Raw genomic sequence first — 20,743 nt, 5'->3', positions numbered from 1 at the left:
GAATCCAATAAGATGAACAAGAGTAACGGCGTGGCCCTCATCAGCCTTGGGGGGTTCTTGACGCTGTTGATTGGGTTATTGACGACGGCTTTATGTACGTGGGGCTTACGCGAGGCCAATGACACTCAAACGCGAGCAGCGGTCCAGTTTGAAGCACTCAAAGCAGCCGATGCGGTGTCGGATCGATTGAGGCTCTATGAGTACGGCTTACGCGGCGCGCGCGGGGTCGTGTTAACTGCGGGCGAGCATCTGATTACATACGACGCGTTCCACCGTTACAGCCGGACGCGTAACCTGAGCGCCGAATTTCCAGGAGCAAGAGGCTTTGGCTTTATTCGTAGGGTTCCGATGGCGCAAGAAAAAGCATTTCAGGCGGCGGTAAGAGCCGATGGACAGCCCAACTTTTTAATCAGGCAGCTTATCCCCCAGCCAGATGACCGTTTTGTAGTTCAGTACATTGAACCTTTAGATCAAAACCGGCGTGCTCTTGGCCTTGATATCGCTTCAGACCCTAGTCGTCGTGAGGCTGCGTTAGAAGCTATCCGTACCGGCAACGCGCAGCTCACTGCACCTATTACGTTAGTTCAGGCTAATGACAAGCAGCATCAAGGTTTTCTGATGCTTATGCCCATCTACCGAGATACGTTGATTCCTTCTAGCATCGCTGAGCGTGAGCAGAGTGCATTTGGCTGGAGCTATGCCCCATTGGTGATTGCCGACGTACTGGCAAGTTTCCCCGGACAGAATGATTCGGTCCATTTAAGGTTGATCGATATTACGGTGCCGGGGCAGGAGATAATGTTCTACGACAGCGGCACCGATTCGCCAGGTACACAAAATTTTGTCGCGTATAAATCCCAACTTAATCTGTACGGACGTCATTGGCGGCTTGAAATTACTCCTCACCCTGCATTTATTCAAGGGTTGCATTTAGTATCGCCTAACTTGATATTGTTCCTTGGGGTGTTCATTACCTTGTTGTTCACCGTACTCGTTGGCCTTGGTAGCGTAAGCCGTCAGCGGCGATCGTTAGTGGCTGCCCAGCAGACTTGGTTAGCGGCGATAGTTGAAAGCTCCTCAGATGGCATCATCGGGAAGACTCTTGACGGCATTGTGACAAGCTGGAATAAAGGCGCCGAGCAGTTATTTGGCTATACCTCTTTAGAAGCGGTCGGTCAGCCGCTGGCCAAGCTGATTATGCCAGACGGTTATGAGCGAGAGAAAATCGATATTCTAGAAAAAATCAGGCGGGGAGAACATATATCGGGCTTCCAGACTAAACGTCTGCGCCAAAATAAAAGTTTGATCGATGTCTCGTTGACCGTCTCCCCTATCCGTGATGAAACCGGATTAATTATTGGGGCCTCTAAAACGGTACGTGATATCACCGCTGAAAAAAATACCGAAGCAAAAATCTTAGAGTTGAACTCAAGTCTCGAAGAGCAGGTCATCCAACGCACATCACAATTGAGCGAGTTAAATATGCTGCTCGCCAGTGTTTTAGACTCCGCGTCTCAAGTGTCGATCATCGCAACGGACCTTGATGGCGTTATCAAGGTATTCAATAAAGGTTCCGAGAGGCTATTAGGTTACAAGGCCGAGGAGATGGTCAACAAGCACACACCATCGATCATTCACGTGCCCGAGGAAGTTGCGGCCCGCAGTTTGGAGTTAAGCGCGGAGTACGGGCAGTCTATAGATGGTTTCCGTGCACTTGTGTACAAGGCGAAAATCGAAGGGATAGCGCAAACCGATGAGTGGAGTTATGTACGCAAGGACGGTTCGCGTTTTCCGGTGATATTGGTCATAACCGCGATGCGCGATGTTAACGGTCAGCTCAGTGGCTACTTGGGTATTGCGATAGACATCACCGTCCGGCGAGAGTTGGAATCCAGCTTACGGCTCGCGAAGGAACAAGCGGATACCGCCAGTGCCGCCAAATCTTCTTTTTTGGCAAATATGAGCCACGAAATACGCACGCCGATGAATGCGGTATTGGGCATGTTGCAATTGGTGCTGCACACCGAAATGAATGTTCGCCAATACGAATATGTGACCAAGGCACAGACTGCCGCCAAGTCCTTGCTGAGATTGCTCAATGACATCCTTGATTACTCGAAAATTGAGGCCAACAAGTTACAACTGGACCTGCACCCCTTCGAGCTTGAGACGCTATTGTGCGATCTCGCCGTGGTATTGGCGGGCAACCAAAAGGTGGAAGCGGTCGAAGTGATGTTCGATCTTGATGTCGGACTACCCAAAGCGTTAATTGGAGACAGTTTTCGTCTACAGCAAATCTTGATCAACCTGGCGGGTAACGCCCTTAAGTTTACTTCCAGCGGTCAGGTAGTCATTAGCGTCAAAAAACTTAGTGACTCGTTGGAGGGAATCTGTCTACGGATTGCGATTACTGATACCGGAATTGGCATTAGTCCAGAACAGCTCGAACGAATATTTGATGGGTTTACGCAGGCCGAGGCGTCTACTTCTCGCCGTTTTGGTGGAACCGGATTGGGGCTCGTGATCTGCCAAAACATGATCAAACTCATGGGTGGCGTACTTAGAGTGGACAGCCAGCCAGGTATAGGCAGCCGCTTCTGGTTTGATGTTGCGCTGGATATCGCAAAAGGGACTGAGCTGCTGGCCGAAGAGGTTGTCGGCATCCCCACAATGCGTATTTTAATTGTCGACGACAACGCTATTGCCTGCGAAATACTGATGCATACCGTCACCGCTTTGGGATGGCAGGCGGATTGCGTAATGGATGGGGCGCTTGCAGTTGAGCGTGTCCGGGAGGCCCGAGAGCAAGGGCAAGGTTATGGCGTCGTCTTGATGGATTGGCGTATGCCGGGAATGGACGGTCTAAGCGTGGCTGAAGTCATTCGTCGCCAAGGTAGCAATCAGCCTCTGCCTATCGTGATTATGATCACCGCCTATGGTCGGGAGGCGCTTAACGATATCTATCAAGAGGGCAATGCACCTTTCGTTGGGATGCTTACAAAACCCGTAACGCCTCGGCAGTTGATTATCGCAATTACGGATGCGGTCAATGGAGCTCGGATGCCACACCCGGGAGCTTATTTTCCGGTATTTAAAAGTTCGACGCGTCTGGCGGGACTTCAGTTGTTGGTCATAGAAGACAACATGATCAATCGACAGATTGCTGAGTCGCTGCTTAGTAACGAAGGCGCTACTGTTAAATTGGCCGAGAGCGGCATTGCAGGCGTCAACCGGGTAATTGCAAATTCTGAGGTTTTCGATGCAGTGTTGATGGATATGCAGATGCCAGACATCGACGGCCTTGAAGCCACCAGGCGTATCCGTGCGGACCCGCGGTTCGCAAATCTACCCATCGTAGCGATGACGGCGAACGCGTCGAGAGCTGATCGAGAGCTGTGTCTTGCGGCGGGCATGAATGAACATGTGGGCAAACCCATAGACCTTGAGCAATTAATTGCGACCTTGTTATCTCAGACCGGGAAGTTGCCTGTTGGGGCGATCATGGAAGCGAAGTTAGAACATGACTGCATCCTGGAATCACGCGCGTCCGTGGCTCGGCGCATGGGTGGTAACCTTGAGCTGATTAGAAATGGACTAAAAGATTTTGGTTATGACATGCACCAGCAATTAGCGAAACTGCAATGCCTAGTTGAGAGCCAAGACACGACAGGTGCAAGGTCGGTCCTGCACGCTATCAAGGGCAGTGCGGGGACTATGGGCGCAATGGCACTATCATTACGAGCGGGACAGTTGGAATCTCAGCTCCAGCCAGATGTTCAAGCGCTGAGCGATGTCCTGACAGTCTCGGGGCTTGAACAACTGCACGAGTTGATGATCCTTAGCCTTACACAAATGAATGTCCAATATGCAGGATGAATTTTCATTTTAGCGCCTGTCACCACGGACTTTCCTCCGCCTGTTAGTCAACGTCGCGGCAGTTGAAGAACCCGAGATGAAACTGCAGTCGTTGGTACACGCTATAATTAAGTTCAACTGAATCAATGGTCCAGATCTGGGCGGCTCCACGGGTCAACATGGGTCATCAAATTCAATACCCGATGGCGCTGCATTACATTCTGCCTCGCCGCTACTGCAATGGCGTGACCTTGCTCAACCGTTAATGAGGCATCAACTTCAATATGCGCATCTACCACGATCATATCGCCCATTTTGCGGGTGCGTAGATCATGTACGCCTTTGATACCTGGCGTTTGTACTAGCGTCTGGCGGATAGTGGTGACCTCCTCTTCATCCGCGGCACGATCCATCAAGTCATGCAGGGAGTCCCACGTGAACTTCCACCCCATACGTGCAATCATGCCCCCCACGATAAGGGCTGCAATAGGGTCGAGGATGGGATAGCCCGCCAAGTTTCCGGCAATACCGATACCGACCACTAGCGATGAAGCAGCGTCAGAACGCGCGTGCCACGCATTTGCAATTAATAAGCTCGATTTTACTTTTTTGGCGACAGTCAGCATGAAGCGAAACAATAGCTCTTTTGTGATCAGTGCAGCCCCGGCGACCCATAAGGCTGCAACATGCGTCGTTGCGATAGACTCAGGCGTTTCAAGCTTTAGCACGGCAGCCCCAATCATCCCGATTCCCACCCCAAGCAGCAGTATGCCTAGAACCATCGACGCTGCGGTTTCAAATCGCAAATGCCCATAGGGGTGACCTTCGTCGGCGGCGTCCTTGCTCTTGCGGCTTGCGAACAACACAACAAAATCAGCGATCAGGTCTGATAAAGAATGTACCCCATCGGCAACAAGGCCTTGGGATTTCGACAAAATGCCTACCGCGATCTGAGTGAACGAAAGCGCTATGTTCACGACGACGCTTACCCATGTACATCTAGAGGCCGCCGCCGCTCGCTCAGCAGAGCTATACGAATCATCCTCATGATCGTTAGAGAAATCTCTATAGTTCATTGCTTCGTTTTCCGTTTGAAAATGATACTCATCCCGTGACGACGGGGAGTAATGAATTAGGTAATGGAGGGCTTTTGTTTTAATGTTCCATTAAGCCTAAAGCGTGAGAGTAAGTTTGCGCAAGCAAATATCCACGTCTGCGGGTAAAAATAATTCGCCTCGTACATTAAAGAAAGCGCGAGTATTCAGGATGTAAATCTTAATATTTCTCATGCCTTGTTCTATGGGCGCCACCGGCGGCGTTATAACGCGTATTGGACGATGTAAATTTAACCAATATGAGTGGTGCTACATAGTCGTGGGGTTAAAGAGTAAGGGGTTGTCTTAGTTGCGATTAACTAAAGAATCGTGGGCACCCTCGTCTATAGATCGGAATTTCCAGTCTTAAGGTGCGCTTAAGGTTGGGCTGCGAGTTTGGTGTCATGTCCGACCGCACTTGAGGCAAGATCATGAACAATAACGCCCGGTATCATGACCTGACCATCGCGATGCACTGGGCAACGGCCTTGTTCATCGTGCTGGCCATAGGTTCGGTATTGCTCAGAGACACTGTCGAAGACGATGACTGGCAAAGCTTCTTGCTTAACCTGCATCGCTCCATGGGTGTAGCAATACTGTTGTTGGCGATTGTTCGCCTGTTAACCCGCCTGATCGCAAGCTCCAGCAGCGTTAACGCCGGGTTGCCAAAATCCGTTCGCCTTGCCGCTAAAGCAGGTCATGGCGTCCTGTATCTTTTTTTGTTGGCCCTGCCTCTTACCGGATGGTTGCTAACCAGCGCCCAAGGTAAAACTTTAAGTTTTTTCGGGGTGTACGACCTGCCGATGCTCGTTTCTAAAAACCGCGATCTTGCGGACCAATTAGGTGGAATCCACGAAACTGGCGCTTGGATTTTTATCGCTTTAATTGGGATGCACATATCCGCTGCGCTTTGGCACCACTTCTGGCGTAAAGATCAGGTGCTGCGCTCCATGCTTCCCGATTCGTCCCAATGACGCTGCCATCAGCAACAGTGACTGAGAAACTTCATGGAAAATAACGATGGCAACCGTCTACGTGCTGGTTCGCGCCTAGGCGACGGTACATTGCTGCTGCACACCCAATACAAAAGCAGTGATATTAACTATCACAGCACTGGTCGAAACCCATCAGAGAATAACATGGTGCTATTGATGATAAGGGCGGCCCTTTGACGACTACGGGAGGGACGAACATGCGCCATTCGAAAGCTAAAAACCTATGGCCTATGTTAGCGGTAGCTTGGCTAGCCAGTGCGGGGTTGACCCCCGTCGCACGCGCAGCCGATATAAGCGCCGGCGCTGATTCCTACGATGCCCACTGTGCAGATTGTCATAGTCTCGCTAATCCGATGAGAAACAAGAAAGGCCCTGGGCTTTTCGGCGTCATCGGGCGAACGGCGGGCACCGTCCCTGGTTACGCAAAGTATTCCGACGCCTTGAAGACTGCCAATCTTAGATGGACGCCCGACAAGCTCGACGCTTACATCACCAATTCAAAAGCAACGGTGCCTGGTACAACCATGAAGTTCAGGGGCATAAGAGACGCGAAAGAACGCGCCGATTTGTTGGAGTTTCTCTCGACGCAAAAATGATTGGCTAGGCAGCGTCATTGAAAAACCGGCTCTGAGTCGGGAGCAGTTGCCGTTTCGGTAAGTTGTGCTGAGACGGTAACGATCCTTACTCAGCGCACTCGTGGCCTCACAGATTTCGCTTTAAGTCGTAATCGTCAATATCAACCAATTGGTATTTTCAAGCTCGCGCGAAGTCCACCGGCCGCCAGGTTGTCGAGGCTTATTTCACCGCCGATAAGCAGTGCAACTTTCGTCACAATGGCCAGCCCGAGCCCCACGCCCTGATCATTGCCTCGACTGTAGAAGGGTTCAAACAGTCGCTCTTTTTCCATTTCATCGATCCCGGGGCCCTGATCGTCAACAGTCAACCGATAATGATTATCTGAAAAAGACAGGCCCACCGTAACCTGACCGTTTTTAGGCGAAAAGTTAACTGCATTGGTGATGAGGTTGTGCAGGGCGATATCGATGGCCGCAAAATCAACGCGTACTTCGCGTGTTTCACCGACGCATTCATAGGATAGCTCCAGCCCTTTGTTCAGAACCCAGGGTGTCAGCTGGACGAGACTTTCGCGCACTGCATTCACTAGGTCCACGGGCGTTTTGCTGACCGGCGATGGATTTGGCTCCAGGCGGGCGATGGTAAGTAATTGATTGATGAGCCGGGTGGTACGATCGACGCCAATGATCAGGTAGCTTAGCGATTCGCGCCGCTGTTCTTCGTTGCGAGCCTCCAGTACGTTTTGCGCATGAACCCTGAGAATTGCCAATGGAGTGCGCATCTCATGGGCAGCGTCGGCAATCAGTCGCCGTTCACGGTTGAGCAAGTCCTGAATTTGCCCTAGTAACCTGTTCAAGGCGGCCTGCATCGGTTCGAGTTCGCTTGGCAGTGGCGATAGGCGCAGCGGCTGTAACGAGCCCGAGTGTCGCTCCCTGAGGGTGCTGGCAAAGTTGGCCAACGGCTTGAGCCCCCACCCGATTGCGAGCCAGATTGACACGATGAGCAGTAGGCTACCGATTAGATTGAGCCATACCGTGTGACGGACGATGCGGTTGACCAAATCCGAACGAACATCATCCCGTTCTCCTACCCATATTTGCAGCCCTTGTTCTGGATCCTTCAGCACAAAAGCGCGCCACTCATGTTTGTTGATATCAACTATGGCGCTGAAGCCGGTTCCTTCCGGAGGGCCGATAAAGTCGGGCGAACTGGCGGTTTGTACCAGCAAGTTGCCGTCTTTGTCCCATACTCGAAAGGCAATCTTGCTTTCGTAAGGGTGCCCGTTGCCTCTTGGCTCGGCTTGGGCCAGCGCCTGGTTGAATGCCTCATAGAGTTGCTCAAGCTGCGTATGCTCCAAGGGCATGCGCATGACGCCCTCGAGCAGCCGCGCATTTTGCGCCAGTTGAGCATTGTAAATTTCGGCAATTTCGTGGTTGCTATCATGCGCGTTGAAGAGGGTCAGGACCAATAATCCGGCCAGCAGAAGCCCGATGATCAGGGTTAGGGTGCGCTGACGAATCGAGTTCAAGAGCGCTCCTCCACGAGATAGCCGACACCTCTAATGGTACGAATCAGATCGCTTGAGAATTTTTTGCGCAGATGATGGATATGTACTTCGAGAGTGTTACTTTCGGCCTCCTCGCTCCAGCCGTACAACAATTGCATCAACCGTTCGCGAGTCATCACGCGACCCGGTGGCGAGAGCAGCTCGTATAGCAACTGGTATTCTTTGGGCGTTAGTGCGACCGGCTCGTTATTGTAGCTAACCAGTTGTGTGCTGGGGTTAAGGCTTATGCCTGCGTGCTCAATCAGCAACTTCGCCCGGCCAGCACTGCGACGCAATAACGCGCGTAACCTCGCCTTCAGTTCAGAGACGTCGAATGGTTTTACCAGATAATCATCGGCGCCAACGTCCAATCCTGCAATCCGATCTTCGGTAGCTTCGCGTGCAGTGAGAATGAGTACTGGCAGATTCGAGCCGCTATGGCGCAGACGACGCAGCACCTCAAGGCCATCAAGTTTTGGCAGGCCAAGGTCGAGAACTGCCAGATCAAATGTTTCGCTGAGCAGTGCATGCAGAGCGCTACTTCCATCTTTGAGCCAGTCGACGGTATAGCCCTCTCGGCTAAGGGCCTGATGGATACCTTCGCCAAGTGCAACGTCGTCTTCGATGAGCAGCAAACGCATGGTATCTCCGTTATTTGAGCTTCTTGTTTACATCGGCTAGCAATAGCGGTCTTCTATTTTGCACCCAGCATCTACCTGCTCATGACCTGAGCGGCACTGCGTCTGGAAACGATCAATGCGTTTCGAGCGTCAGCATAGTGCCCTTGAGTTACCCCAGAAATGAAGCGTGTCGATCTTCCAGGAGTTAAGTCTGAACCTTTGCGCAGATGCTTGTTGCGCTTTGCCGGAACCATCATAGCCAAATGCCCGTTAGGTTCGTAATCCCTGAGTGCGGTCTGGCTGTGTCTTCAGACAGCCTTAAGACTGTGCGCGGATAATACGTTTTACTTTTAACCTACCGAGTCTCACCTATGAAGCAAGCCGCAATTTCATCACGTTATGGAAAGCTCTCAATAACGCTGCATTGGTTAATGTTGGCGCTATTCGTAGGCGTTTATGGTTGTATTGAAATCAAAGGCTTACTGCCAAGAGGAGACGCGTTGCGAGGGCTTTTTCTGGGTCTGCACGGGCTTTTTGGGCTGTCGATTTTTGCGTTGGTCTGGATTCGGCTACTGGGGCGGTTGAGCCCTGCGCCAAGCATATCGCCTACGCCGCCTCGGTGGCAGACAAGCGTTGCTCACCTTATGCACCTGGCCCTTTATGCATTGATGATTGCAACCCCAATCCTTGCCTGGCTGATGCTCGCAGCAGCAGGTAAGCCTGTTCCGTATTTCGAATTTTTCCTCCCGGCGCCAGTGGCCGTCGACCCGGCGTTCGCCAAGCAGCTCAAAGGCTGGCATGAACTGCTCGGCAATGCCGGTTACTGGCTGATTGGCTTGCATGCTGCGGCAGGGCTGGCTCATCACTATCTGATAAAAGATGACACGCTCGAACGCATGCTCCCGAGGCGTTAATCCTGACGTGGATTTTCCAAGGCTTTAAGCTGGGCGGCATAGCTTGTTATGGCAGATCTGTGCTGCTCAATGGCCTTTGTAAGGCAGGCTGCACTTTTTGATGGTTGCCATTTCGACCATTCTCGCCACTCATAAGTGTGGCAAAAACGACTTTCAGGACTAGGACAGGTTTCTGTCAGGAGCGCTATCCCCTTGTAATACAAGGGAAAAAAGATGGTGCACCAGGCGGGATTCGAACCCACGACCACTGCCTTCGGAGTCCTAAAAGTCGACGTTTAGAATCAATATGTTAGCGCGGATTAGCCGGAAAATCAAAGGGTTGTGGTAGCCAGGGTTAGCGGGTTTTCGCCCCAGTAAGCGGGGCGAGTGTGGCAAATTTGTGGCATTTCGATCAGTAGATAAACTTCTCCACACATATGATCGACGGGGTCAGCCCAGAGAAGCCAGTAGGGAGGGGCAGAGGTTACGGCATAGGTGCTATGCGAGAGTCTCAAGCCTCCAAAGCGATCAGTCCTCGCGCGGTCCGAGATAGACGCCCATTAACCGCGCACGATCAAAGCTGTACACATGTACGTACGGGCTTTCACTGCAACGCCCTACCAAAGGCAGCGTTTGATCGGGTTTGCCTGACATTAGTAGAACTTGACCGCTACACAGCGGACAGTCTCCAGTGAAGCGTACAAAGCGCGTCCATTGGTGCTTTTCGCTGTCTCGGTGCATTTCCAGCTCGGCGGAGTCCTCCCAGAAAGACAGCAGGGCAGCAGGCGCCTTTACAACTCGGTCATCGACCAATCGTATCCAGGGGCGGTAGAGACTTGTCCAGATCAACCAAAGGCAGAGCCCCAAGAATGCTGTACCTCCTATCTGCCGTAACGTCAGGGCGTGGTCGATACTCGACACCCCCCACATACCAGCAAAAAACCAGATACCCAATGCTGCGACGCCGAGCGAAATCATCAACAACAATACCCCGCCTCGCCAACTCCGGTTCTTCAACTCACCGTCACGAAAGATTTGCCGAATGAGCCAGGAGGGTTTTACCGCTCCAGGCTCAGTTCGCTGATACTCGATGCGAGTAGAGGGCCGTGTAGTTTCCCCATCTCCCCCGTCATCCGGCAATGGCTCAACGTCCAGCCAATAAGATCGCTCAATACCTTTTCCACCTTTACCCTCATTGGTACGGATAATCGGCATCTGTTCTAAGCCTAATTGCCGCAGACGGGCCACAAGGGCAGCCTCACGCGACGCAAGAAACCGCTCCAACAAACCCGCCTGAAGCCAGGTGGCCGGGGTTAACGTCTGCCCCTTCAACTCGCCTTCTACGTGTAGTAGCAACCCTTGGCGAGAGAACACCTGCTGCTCATTCCTACCCTGCTCAAGGGCAGCGAGTTTAGCTTGCACCATGAACTGGAGAATTCTATGTGCCTTGATATCGGCAGGCGAATCATTCAGTTCTGTTTGAAGGCAACGCATCACTTCCTGCACACCAGCTCCTCACGCCCTAGATACAAGGGCCTCAATCCTATCCATACCCCATACAACCCTTTATATAGGGTTAGGGGGGCGTTTTACCCTGCACAAATCATGACTCTTGGAGCCGTCTTCATACCAGCGGAGTCCACCATGACCATGTTTGTTGCTCTTGACCAGAATGCCCGCCTGATTGATATCGGAAAAGCCTCGCGTGGTCTTGCTTGTGATTGCACGTGCGTTAGCTGCGGCGAGCCTGTTATTGCTCGTAAGGGGCTGATTCGCGAACATCATTTCGCCCACTATTCCTCCAAGGCGAGTTGCTTCATTCAGCGTGAAACCCTGCTGCACCTCTATGCCAAGGATGTGATTCGAGATGCCCTCGGACTGCAACTGCCATCGATGCCTGGCGTTTACCCCACAAGCGAAGACACCAGCAGTTGGTGGGATTTTGAAAGGGTTGAAGCGGAGGTGCCACAGCCAGGTTTTCAACCCGATCTGGTGGCCCATCTCAAAGACGGCACACAGCTATTCATCGAAGTCGCAGTTACCTCATTCGTAGGGGAAGACAAATCGCTATTGATAAAAGAGAGCGGCATAAAGACAATTGAACTCGATCTACGCGAGTTGCTGCACGGTATTCACGCGATCCCGTCAGATTTTGCAAGGCGCTACATAATTCAACGCGTTGAGCATAAAACCTGGCTGTACCCACAGTTCTCGGAAAACGTATTACAATGCATTCCAACATGGTTGGTGCATTCACCGTCTGCGGCACCGTCTGTCTCTCAGCTCGCCCCGAAGCTGCACGAGCACCGTTTCGTTATCATGGGCATGTGGGTGTCCGCTAGAATACTGCCTAGCGGCTCCATTGCCGTACGCTCTTGGTCTTTCAATCCACAAATTGCTGAGTTGCTCAAAATCTGGCGTAATCAGCTGGGTGGGGAATACAACCCAAAATACCAGAACTGGATATACTCATCTGTCGCAAGGGAGGATATATTAGCTCGGCTTGAGTCAATGAACGGGCGTAGTTGAACTACGTCGCAATGCTCATTCTGCATCTGACAGGTATCGTTTCCCAGCCTTATGTACCGGCCAGCCCTAGCTTGCTTCGATTTGCGAAGCAAATGAGAAAAGCCGGTAACTTAGTTGTGGTTCCTCTTTTTAAGTACTAAAAAATTGGTAGTTACCGTCGCTCTGATAAGCTATTTGGTTGAGGTTTTATTTCCAAATGGCCGCATATTTTTAATGGCCACCAAAAAGATTGCAAGGCATTTTTTAAAACCGAAAGAGGTAATCAACCTAGAAATATCGTGAGAAGAAAACTCCGTCACTTTAATGACGGAGTTTATTAATTAAGAGGATTACGAAGTCTACAGGTTGAGAACAGATGCGGATTGCTGATTTATGCCATCAGCTTCATGCAACATTTCGAGGTATTTAGTTTCTAACGCTCTTACTTCAAATGAAAGTTTTTTCTGCTCGTCTACTCCAGACCGCATATCCACGACTATAGAATTCACCTGGTCGGGAGTTAACTCGATCATCCCCGTCGAACCCGTATAAAGCCTGTTAATTTGTACAGCACCAAAGCCGGCTCTCAAATAGTCACAAAGATAATATGGATCAATCAAATCCGGATTCACGCGTATAATAGTCACATGTCCATCGGCTATGGCAGGGGTATCCAGCTCGTAAACAGCACATTTACCTAACGTGCCATCGCCTGTGGAAGATAATAGAACATCGTATTTCTGGATAATATTTTTGTTTGAAGGTTGTATCAAGAATTCGTCATATACCGATTTTTCTATCCAGTCAGCATCTGTGGTAACTATTGTGCCTTGCTTGCTTACATTGCTGCCTGACTTTATAACAATTGCAAATCCATCTTTTTCGTCAACGTAGTTTTCAGCTGCTGGGCTTTTGCCTCTGGATGTCTCCTTCATATTCATCTCGGCAATGAGTCGCCCTCCCTTTGCTCTGATTTCAGCGATACGTGATCTAGTATCAGAATTCCAATATTTATAATCAAATCTACATCCAGTATCCTTTACTATAGTTGAGGATTCAATATCGAACGCTTCCCAGTTATATCCTTTCCGATGATTGCTTTTTGCAGTATCAAAGACATCTTTTGATATCTCGCGAAGGAATTTATCGATATCATACCCTCTGATCTTGTCACCAGAGCCTATATACCCAAGGGATTGGATTTGACAAATAGTAACTTTATAATTGTCTTCAAAATCAAGGTCAGGTTTTTCTCTACGTTCGAAATACAATAGGCTAGATCGAACGTTAATTTTATTCGGTTTGAATGTTTCGCCTGGTAGGTTAAAGACGGCTTTCAGCCTGCATTGTTGCATTAGCCATCGGCGAAGATCTCCAGCGCTTTCCGTGTTCAATACGCCTTCGTCAATAACGGTACAAAGCTCACCTGTATCTGGAATGAGAGATAAAACCATTTTTTGAATGAAAAGGTACTGCCCTTTTCCACTCCATATAGGGAACTGGGCACGGTCAGCTTTAGCGAGGGAATCCGATTCAGACGTCCCGAAAGGTGGATTTGTTAAAATTAGGTCACAGTTAGGTACGTCAACACTCCAATTTTTAGCTGCGCTAGATAGGCTGTCTTCATTCTGGATATTGGTGTGGCCGTCCCCAGCTATAATCATGTTCATCTTCGCAGAAGCGGCCACTCCCTCATTTGCATCGGAGCCAAAGAATATGCGTTCCTTAATCAAACTCTTGGCATTATCGTAAGCCGCTTTTGTAATATCCTTGGCATCAAGAAGTTTTTTGAGCTGATTTAAAGAGTCTTGCATGAGGAAAACAAGAAACCCTCCCGTACCACACGCGGGGTCAAGGACTTTAATTGGTGTGCCGGTGATAACTGAGGTAACAATTTTCTTTTGGCCAACAATGGCTAGCATTGTCTGTACGAGTTCCCTAGGCGTAAAATATTGGCCTAGCTTCTTGCCTTTTAATGTCGCCCGAACAAAATATTCGAACGCGGCTCCTTTAGAATCTAAACTGCAGTCATAGAAAGAAACCGCTGCCAATTCTTTTACTACGTATTGAAACGTTTTCGGATTCTTTAATAGTAAAGGATTTTCCAAAACTTCTCCGTATGAACGCTCCTTTACAATCCCCGTAATCATGCTCAAAATCGCAGTTTTAACTTGGTCGGCCTCACCTGATGGTTTTTCAGCGAGCTCATGAAATCTATAGGAATATGGGAGTTTAAAGTCATCTTCTACATCAGCTTTTTCTTCTAAAAGCTTTAAGAACAAAAGTTTCGAAAAGTCCGAAAAAGCGCTTTCCTCATTTTTTTCTATTTTTCGGATGGCGCTATGGCACTTGTAGAAAAGTGCATTAAGTTGTCTCAATGCTAAGCCTGGACGAAACGGCAAACTGTCGTCATTTGAGATTTTAATTACTGACTCATTAGGATTGGTCTTTAGTGCTAAAGATACTTTTTTTATTTGGTCCTTTGATGGTATTTTATCATCAGGCTTTCCGTCCCAAAGGATTCTATTTTTAGTACGCACATTAAAGCATTGGATTTGTACACCATTTGTGACGACCACAAATGGCACGTTTATTTCCGACGACTTGGCGTAAGCAATAGCTTGATCTCTATCCTTCGTTGTAAGCGTCTTAGAGATTTTTTTTGCCTCTATAAGAAAAAGCGGCTTTGCCTTCCCTGCATGGACTAAGATGTCAATATACCCTTTGGAGTACCGCTCCGTAATGGATACTCCAGTTTCAAAATCAAGGTCATTAACTATGTCATAGCCTCGGCGCTCTAAGTAAGGGAGAATCTTTTTAACAACGGTCTCAGTTTCGGTGTTAATAGATGACATGTTCTAACGGACCCTGAATGTATAACTACGGCAGGCGCATTTTTTTTGCGTCCTGTTATAAAATATTGCCCAGCATAACACATAGTGTTATTTTTGGGGTAGCTCAGTGCATAATATATAGTTTGAAGCAGTATGTATTATATTAAACGTTGGAGTAGGCTGCTCTTTGACTTATCTTAGGAGCGGTGCAAGTTATTTTAGCTTGACCGGTTTCAATCCTTGATCATTGAACCTAACATGTCAACAGTTTTAGGATAAAACCATAATGCCTAGTAATCATCGTCACAAATCTTACTTCAATGGACTTTAATTGCCACGCTATAGCGATCAATCGACAGATAAGTTAGGTTCAATGGAATCGGCCTCTTGGTCTCTCAATCTGTCTGGGCGTAACGTTAAATCATCGCTCGTACAAGTTTATCCAGTATCTAAGACGTCAACGGCACATCGGCGCGCTCGGCTTCGTAATAGACGTCTCTACTGCCCCCCCCCACGAAAAATGCTGACATATAGTCCGCGATTATCCGTATGCCTATACCCAGAAAGCTTCAGATTTCTTGACTTCCCATTTTCTTTTTTCGGTGTATGAGCTCAACGATGATGCGAGGGTTGCGGCATCTCAATGGTGAGCTTTCAAACATGACCAACCATATTCCTTTGGATATTTTGAAAGGTCCGTTGCTTTGTTAAAAACACCTCTTGACTGAGCATTTGCAACAGGCATTCTTAAGAGCAACGGAAACGACCTCACCGGAGCGTCCCTCATGCATCCACCTCCTGTTCAGCCTGACAGAAGTTTCGCCGAGATTATGGAGATTAAACGGTTGAATCGTGAGCGGATTCTACGTTTTGTAAAGGAAGCATCGCCCGAAGCCCTTGCGGCCTCGTCTGAGCGCATCAAGGAGATTTTACGGCGTCCTGACGGTCTAGATCAACGTAGGAAGCGAATCGCGCCGCCTGCGTTCAGTACGCAAGATCTAGATTGAGAAGAATAGGACTGCGAGTGTTGGTTCTCTCCGCTTCGGAGAGGTTATGAGCCAGGACCTTAAATTAGCATTATGCCAAATGACATCCTCCGACTTGAACAGGCCAATACCTTAATGCGCTCTGCCAATCAGGCGCTCGCCGCAGGTGATATCATTAGGCTATTGGCTCTCGGATTCACTGATCAGCACATCTATCAGTTGAGACAAACCGGTGGTTTCCGGTCTTCCTTGATTGGACAAAACACCCGAATGATTACGCGCCTCCGAAGGCTCGGAGATATCCATGCTGAGTAGCCCCAATCCGCTGTCTATCGCTGCCAGCGTATTAGCGAGAACGACGATTGAATGCGTTCTTCGCTCTCCGTCCTATCACGCTCGTGGCTGGCAAATACTCGATCGCTGGGCATTCAACTACCCAGATCGGCTCCGTAGGCTGGAAGCGGATGGCGAGGTGATTTTGCTTGGCCGTTTACTGGAGCAACAATGCATTGAGCATGATGTGATGAGCTCGGATGAAGGGTTCGAGCAACGCAGACATGGCCTAACAGAGCATGAAATTCTGACGTTGCACGGGGTGGTCGTAGAGCTTTGATGTAAAAAAAGGGCAAGTTATTTCAACTGCCGATGAGTTTTATGGTTTCGGTAAGCTCTACCAGTACACTTGAATATTCGTCAGAACCTTTCCCGCCGCTCATCGTGAACAGATGTTTTTGAAGGCTTCCCAAGCGACGCAGTTCATTGATGATGTGGGCGTCTATTTTGCTTATGGTCTGTCGCTTCAGAGCGGCGGTGAGCATGAACTCGCCGACGCTCATTCCTCTGTCGTGAGCCTTCACGCGGACCAACGCTTCATCCTCCTCAAAACAACGAGCTGCTGGTAAGCAACCGGTGCGCTTGCGTCTTTCGCTCGTACTCATATTTTGGTTTTCTAGAGTTGGGGTCTCGGGGCTTGCCCTGAGCAGGGTGGTAGGCAAAGCATAGGGAGTGAAACGACTGGTACGCGCCGGTTGGGAATCGCCAGGTACTGGCGGGAGTACAAACCCTACCTTGTCCCTAAGTAATCCGCTCTCAGCGTTGACGTCCTCACGGAGTGCTTGGGTAATAGTTTTGCCGCGCCTGGGTATGATCCAAATAAGCCTCGTTGATAAGAAATTGACGCCTTTAGAAATTATTTTCGAATGGCCGAGTTGCAAAAATGGATATTTTAAATTGACGCTTGTGAAGATGGTTTTTGGCAGGCTTGATAATTTTCTGCGTATAGATCTGGTGCAGCCCAAGCAGTTGCTGTGACATTGTTTCGCGTACACCGGCGAGCATCGTTGAAGCATCAGTGAAAAGCTTCGCGATAAAAAAACAGTGAATTTCAGGTGTATGGACCTTGGGTACAGGGTTGACACTTTGGTGAATTTTCGGAAGCCGGTGCAGGTCAGTATTCCCCTGGCTGAATTTATCTAAACGAAAGCCACAGGTTCTAAGTAGGGCTCCTTTCTGTTGGCAAGGCTTTGCATTGCCGACGGAAAGGAGCGAAAGGGATTTCAAAAAGGCAAAAATCTTCCCTGATGACATCGCGGTCTCGTTCCCAATGACTGGATTTACCAGGTCGTTGAACCGTCAGCTGATTTGAAATTGATTAAAAATTGATTAGCGTCTATTTACCTTAAACGGCAGGTGTCCGTTTAATCTGAGCTCCAGCTTAGCGGTGCCTGTGGATAACCAACTCGCTAGAACGTCTTTACTACCCGCTGGAACGGCAAATCCTACTCGTTGGAACGGTATGTCTACCCGCTAGAACGGTAGTCTTTCCGAGATCGATCGAAAGATTTTGCAATATGACGCAGCTGGGATGGACTAGGCTGCCTTTCGACGTATACGAGATCACCGCGTATGTCGTAACTGAATTGCTCATGATGAACACTGCAGGTAGTACTCAAAGCAGTCAATGCACGCTGTAAGGTTTGGGTGAACTTCCATGTCTCGGCTGCTTCGCTACCACACAGTTTTTGCAGGGTTTCGACTTTCATTGGATAAGGCTTGGCGTGGCTTGAATAGAAACCATGCAGCCACTGGGCAAGTGGCTGACGGTAGAGGGCAGACCGAATGGCCCAATTCACATATGTGAACCCATCCTTGGGAAAAAGTAAGTGTAATTTGGCGTCGAGTATCAAAACGTATGCGGGGGATCGCGCGTCCTGATACACGTCTCCGATCAAGCGGCCTTTGTATTCAAGATTTCCTTTAGTAATTTCGAAGCCGCCTGATTTCAATCGCAGAAGCCGCTCGTGCAGTATCTTTCGATTCTTCCCTGTGTCCGTTTTTCTCATGAGTTTGAGTAAGTTATATGCTTTAAAACTGAGCTCTTGCCCTAGCGTTTGTTGCCGAGCGAGGTGCAGCAGGCACAGCCAAATAGTGAGGTCAATCTGATCGAGACGCGTCCCGGTGTAGCGGATCTGCTGACCTTTGGGTGACATAATATTTTCCTTTTCTAGTAGCGCTCTACTGCCCTTTCCGAGCGCACCGAACAGTGCAGATCGCAGGATTTCGTTTGGTGCACTGCGTATATCGTCTGGCCATGACTTCAACTTATGACCTTCATCTGGAGAGGTAGTAAGTTTCTCCTGATACTTAGGCCTCGCTCTCGAAACGGAGCTCATTCGTTCAAGCTTCGCGGCAGCGCTGCCCGTCGGCTTGGACGATTCCGCATGATTTTGAGTTGGTAAGTGGGACTCTGATGTTGTAGCGAGCATCACTTCCGACGCTCGACCTGCTGCTTCTTGGTTGGGCGGCCAATGCCGCCCGGAGAAATGTTCGGTACCACAGTTATATTTGCTTGCGATGAGCTGGATGGTGGCCCAGAACGCATCCATTGGCGCAGATTGCCCAGGCGCCAGCGCAGCCGTGACAGACCAGGCACGGGATCTAGGCCCGGTAGTTTTCGCTGTCTTACGGTGAGAATGCTGAAGCCTGTTAGCGCGGCCACTTCGGCGACGCCAACGAGTACGTCATCACCCAGTTTCTGAATTTTTTGGATTGTTTCATAATCGACGTTCATCGTTTCTGTCGCTCGGTTAGCTTGGTGTACCCTCAGCATTCGCCAATGCAGTGTTGAGCGGGTAGGACACCTTTTTGACAGATGCGACATATAGCCAAAGAATCGCCGAATGCAGCCAGTCAATTCCGCTTCTGATATCGAGCCTGACGAAGCTTTTCAGCTAGTTTTCCGTGAGCTTAAAAACCACGAGGACACTGGCCGAAGAAATTTCGTAGTCCGGGTACCGGTTGATTTTTTCGAATATCTGATTTCTGGCATTCTGAGAAAATCTGGATTGTCCAAGGTTGTTCTCGAACAGCTATTAACCGAGCGGGGCATTCTTAAAGAAGCTGATGGGCGGGTTTTGCGACGTCATCTGAGCGGTCAAACGCGAATAGCTTGGGAAACTTATCAACGTTTGCTGTTCTGGGCGCTAGGCAAGGAATGGGTCACCGGCTGGGCTTTTCACGACCTGCTGCTGAAGTCATATCTCCGCGAAGCGGCGCAACTCAGCGCCCGAAAAATTTTGAATACCCTTAAACGCCGAACTTCATCGCCGGATTTGACCCGTGAGCAACTGGTCGAGTGCTTCAGTGAGATGTACCTACTCAAGCGGCGAGAGCGAGAAGAAACGGCATTGAGTCGCACCCGAACAGACACAAATACCAGAGAGCTAGCGCGCTCCCTGGGCCTCAAGCTTATGGACTGATGTTCAAACCAACTTGGCCGCGAGCTCTTCGGCGGTGATGTTGTAGTAGCGCTTCAGCATGTTTACCTCACGGTGCCCGGTCACGCTGGCGAGTTCGATCAGGTTAGGCAGTTTGGTTGCTAACCGGCAGGTCGCTTCGTGACGTAAATCATGAAAGCGTAAATCGAGCAGGAAGTCCTCTTGGGCCGTCACCTGTGCCACTTCGCAATCTCCTAGGTATTTCGTCCTTGCGCGTGCTAGGCCTCGTGTGAAGGCCTTTGCGAGGGCGTCTGCGGTGGTAGGGAAAACCCTCCCACATAACGAGCGTGGCAAATCCTTCAATAGTTGAGCGGCTTTTGGTGTGAGCGGTAGGGTTCTCGGTAAACCGTTTTTTGTGGAGGGTAGGTGGGCAGTTCTCCGCTCGAGGTTCACGTTCTTCCAAAGCAGATTGAAAAGCTCGCCACGGCGCATGGCCGTTTCGATTGCAATTTGCACAATGGTCCGTATCCATGGGTTGTGCGAGGCGTCAGCGTAGGTGCCGTCAGCGCGACGCTCTTGCCACTCCAACGCGCAGAGCATGTATTGCTCTTCCACCGCATCCAAGCGTCGTGAACGCTCATCGTTGTAGCTAGGACGACTGACCATCCGCACCGGATTCTCGGCGAGATGAATCCCCCACTCGCGACGAGCAACCTCAATCACGCATTGAAACAAAGCCAGCTCACGCTTCACCGTGTTGCCCTTGCGAATCTTCAGGCGTTCGTCGCGATAGCGAGCGAAGTCGGAAGAGGTGAGGGTGGCAACGATGCGTGTCGCCAGCGGATGGCGCTTGAGGGCTTCCAAGCGTTTGATTTCCGAATACGCGCCTTTGTGCTTTGGAGCGATCTCGGAGATGTAACGATCAATGAGTTGATGAAAGGCGGTGCGTTCAGCCTCGACGCGAGAGACAAAAATGCCTCGGTCGATTTCGCTTTCGATCATGCGTGCCCAGGCTTGGGCATCGGTTTTGGTTTCGAAGGTTTTGCGCTGGGCTGGGTAGCCCCTACGGCGGATCTGTGCTTCCCACTGATACTCGCCGCGATTCCTGATTGTTGCCATT

Annotated in this window: 16 protein-coding genes; 7 read left to right on the top strand and 9 right to left on the bottom strand. The window is 49.9% G+C overall.

Features of this window, described 5'->3' with window-relative positions; all coding sequences use genetic code 11:
* The first annotated feature begins 12 nt into the window (after positions 1-12).
* The gene (locus RGW60_RS18210) at positions 13-3,876 is read left to right on the top strand and encodes a CHASE domain-containing protein (protein WP_322205883.1); all 3,864 of its coding nucleotides are present in this window, start codon (positions 13-15) and stop codon (positions 3,874-3,876) included.
* A 122-nt stretch (positions 3,877-3,998) separates the two neighbouring features.
* Here the strand turns inward: RGW60_RS18210 and RGW60_RS18205 are convergent, their stop codons facing one another.
* Positions 3,999-4,931 carry a cation diffusion facilitator family transporter gene (locus tag RGW60_RS18205; RefSeq protein ID WP_322205882.1) on the bottom strand — a complete coding sequence of 311 codons (933 nt, stop codon included), beginning with the start codon at positions 4,929-4,931 and terminating at the stop codon, positions 3,999-4,001.
* 449 nt (positions 4,932-5,380) lie between these two features.
* Between RGW60_RS18205 and RGW60_RS18200 the strand changes: the two genes are divergently transcribed.
* A complete protein-coding gene (locus tag RGW60_RS18200) occupies positions 5,381-5,923 on the top strand; it encodes a cytochrome b (protein WP_322205881.1) in 543 nt (180 codons plus the stop codon).
* 218 nt (positions 5,924-6,141) lie between these two features.
* The gene (locus RGW60_RS18195) at positions 6,142-6,540 is read left to right on the top strand and encodes a c-type cytochrome (RefSeq protein ID WP_322205880.1); all 399 of its coding nucleotides are present in this window, start codon (positions 6,142-6,144) and stop codon (positions 6,538-6,540) included.
* A gap of 140 nt (positions 6,541-6,680) precedes the next feature.
* Here the strand turns inward: RGW60_RS18195 and RGW60_RS18190 are convergent, their stop codons facing one another.
* Together RGW60_RS18190 and RGW60_RS18185 are read right to left on the bottom strand one after the other, a co-directional pair.
* Entirely contained in the window at positions 6,681-8,048 is a 1,368-nt protein-coding gene (locus RGW60_RS18190; protein WP_322205879.1) for an ATP-binding protein, read from the bottom strand.
* Entirely contained in the window at positions 8,045-8,707 is a 663-nt protein-coding gene (locus RGW60_RS18185) for a response regulator (protein ID WP_322205878.1), read from the bottom strand. The genes RGW60_RS18190 and RGW60_RS18185 overlap by 4 nt, the downstream gene beginning before the upstream one ends.
* 350 nt (positions 8,708-9,057) lie before the next feature.
* On the opposite strand from RGW60_RS18185, the gene RGW60_RS18180 reads away from it, so the two are divergent.
* Entirely contained in the window at positions 9,058-9,600 is a 543-nt protein-coding gene (locus tag RGW60_RS18180; protein WP_322205877.1) for a cytochrome b, read from the top strand.
* Between the two features lie 507 nt (positions 9,601-10,107).
* On the opposite strand, the gene RGW60_RS18175 is transcribed toward RGW60_RS18180, so the two are convergent.
* Positions 10,108-11,085 carry a hypothetical protein gene (locus tag RGW60_RS18175; RefSeq protein WP_322205876.1) on the bottom strand — a complete coding sequence of 326 codons (978 nt, stop codon included), beginning with the start codon at positions 11,083-11,085 and terminating at the stop codon, positions 10,108-10,110.
* Positions 11,086-11,223: 138 nt separating this feature from the next.
* Between RGW60_RS18175 and RGW60_RS18170 the strand changes: the two genes are divergently transcribed.
* Positions 11,224-12,108: a competence protein CoiA family protein gene (locus tag RGW60_RS18170; protein WP_322205875.1), complete on the top strand. Its 885-nt coding sequence runs from the start codon at positions 11,224-11,226 to the stop codon at positions 12,106-12,108.
* A gap of 338 nt (positions 12,109-12,446) precedes the next feature.
* Here RGW60_RS18170 and RGW60_RS18165 read toward each other — a convergent pair whose 3' ends face one another.
* Positions 12,447-14,942 carry an N-6 DNA methylase gene (locus tag RGW60_RS18165; protein WP_322205874.1) on the bottom strand — a complete coding sequence of 832 codons (2,496 nt, stop codon included), beginning with the start codon at positions 14,940-14,942 and terminating at the stop codon, positions 12,447-12,449.
* Positions 14,943-16,211: 1,269 nt separating this feature from the next.
* Here RGW60_RS18165 and RGW60_RS18160 point away from each other — a divergent pair.
* Positions 16,212-16,520 (top strand): hypothetical protein, encoded by a 309-nt coding sequence (locus RGW60_RS18160; protein ID WP_322205872.1) that lies wholly within the window; start codon positions 16,212-16,214, stop codon positions 16,518-16,520.
* A 22-nt stretch (positions 16,521-16,542) separates the two neighbouring features.
* Here the strand turns inward: RGW60_RS18160 and mobA are convergent, their stop codons facing one another.
* From mobA to trfA, 3 genes are all read right to left on the bottom strand, one after another.
* Positions 16,543-16,845: a plasmid mobilization protein MobA gene (gene mobA / locus RGW60_RS18155; protein ID WP_322205871.1), complete on the bottom strand. Its 303-nt coding sequence runs from the start codon at positions 16,843-16,845 to the stop codon at positions 16,543-16,545.
* Positions 16,846-17,089: 244 nt separating this feature from the next.
* A complete protein-coding gene (locus tag RGW60_RS18150; RefSeq protein ID WP_322205870.1) occupies positions 17,090-17,494 on the bottom strand; it encodes a hypothetical protein in 405 nt (134 codons plus the stop codon).
* Between the two features lie 212 nt (positions 17,495-17,706).
* Complete coding sequence (gene trfA, locus RGW60_RS18145) at positions 17,707-18,792, bottom strand: plasmid replication initiator TrfA (protein ID WP_322205869.1); 1,086 nt, start codon at positions 18,790-18,792, stop codon at positions 17,707-17,709.
* 294 nt (positions 18,793-19,086) lie between these two features.
* Here trfA and RGW60_RS18140 point away from each other — a divergent pair, with 294 nt between their 5' ends.
* Positions 19,087-19,665: a hypothetical protein gene (locus RGW60_RS18140; protein ID WP_322205868.1), complete on the top strand. Its 579-nt coding sequence runs from the start codon at positions 19,087-19,089 to the stop codon at positions 19,663-19,665.
* Between the two features lie 3 nt (positions 19,666-19,668).
* Here RGW60_RS18140 and RGW60_RS18135 read toward each other — a convergent pair whose 3' ends face one another.
* On the bottom strand, positions 19,669-20,742 hold the full coding sequence (locus RGW60_RS18135) for a site-specific integrase (RefSeq protein WP_322205867.1): 1,074 nt from the start codon (positions 20,740-20,742) through the stop codon (positions 19,669-19,671).
* Position 20,743 lies beyond the last annotated feature (1 nt).

The sequence above is a fragment of the Pseudomonas sp. AB6 genome, assembly GCF_034314105.1.
Taxonomy (GTDB): Bacteria; Pseudomonadota; Gammaproteobacteria; order Pseudomonadales; family Pseudomonadaceae; genus Aquipseudomonas.
The sequence above is the reverse complement of the archived record's forward strand: the minus strand, read 5'-3'. Positions and strand labels throughout refer to the sequence as shown.

Bases quoted from the DNA above. Each gene is read 5' to 3' on its own strand.
- RGW60_RS18210 (WP_322205883.1), top strand. From the start codon at position 13: ATGAACAAGAGTAACGGCGTGGCCCTCATCAGCCTTGGGGGGTTCTTG.
- RGW60_RS18205 (WP_322205882.1), bottom strand. From the start codon at position 4,931: ATGAACTATAGAGATTTCTCTAACGATCATGAGGATGATTCGTATAGC.
- RGW60_RS18200 (WP_322205881.1), top strand. From the start codon at position 5,381: ATGAACAATAACGCCCGGTATCATGACCTGACCATCGCGATGCACTGG.
- RGW60_RS18195 (WP_322205880.1), top strand. From the start codon at position 6,142: ATGCGCCATTCGAAAGCTAAAAACCTATGGCCTATGTTAGCGGTAGCT.
- RGW60_RS18185 (WP_322205878.1), bottom strand. From the start codon at position 8,707: ATGCGTTTGCTGCTCATCGAAGACGACGTTGCACTTGGCGAAGGTATC.
- RGW60_RS18180 (WP_322205877.1), top strand. From the start codon at position 9,058: ATGAAGCAAGCCGCAATTTCATCACGTTATGGAAAGCTCTCAATAACG.
- RGW60_RS18170 (WP_322205875.1), top strand. From the start codon at position 11,224: ATGACCATGTTTGTTGCTCTTGACCAGAATGCCCGCCTGATTGATATC.
- RGW60_RS18165 (WP_322205874.1), bottom strand. From the start codon at position 14,942: ATGTCATCTATTAACACCGAAACTGAGACCGTTGTTAAAAAGATTCTC.
- RGW60_RS18160 (WP_322205872.1), top strand. From the start codon at position 16,212: ATGCTGAGTAGCCCCAATCCGCTGTCTATCGCTGCCAGCGTATTAGCG.
- mobA (WP_322205871.1), bottom strand. From the start codon at position 16,845: ATGAGTACGAGCGAAAGACGCAAGCGCACCGGTTGCTTACCAGCAGCT.
- RGW60_RS18150 (WP_322205870.1), bottom strand. From the start codon at position 17,494: ATGTCATCAGGGAAGATTTTTGCCTTTTTGAAATCCCTTTCGCTCCTT.
- trfA (WP_322205869.1), bottom strand. From the start codon at position 18,792: ATGGATGCGTTCTGGGCCACCATCCAGCTCATCGCAAGCAAATATAAC.
- RGW60_RS18140 (WP_322205868.1), top strand. From the start codon at position 19,087: ATGCAGCCAGTCAATTCCGCTTCTGATATCGAGCCTGACGAAGCTTTT.
- RGW60_RS18135 (WP_322205867.1), bottom strand. From the start codon at position 20,742: ATGGCAACAATCAGGAATCGCGGCGAGTATCAGTGGGAAGCACAGATC.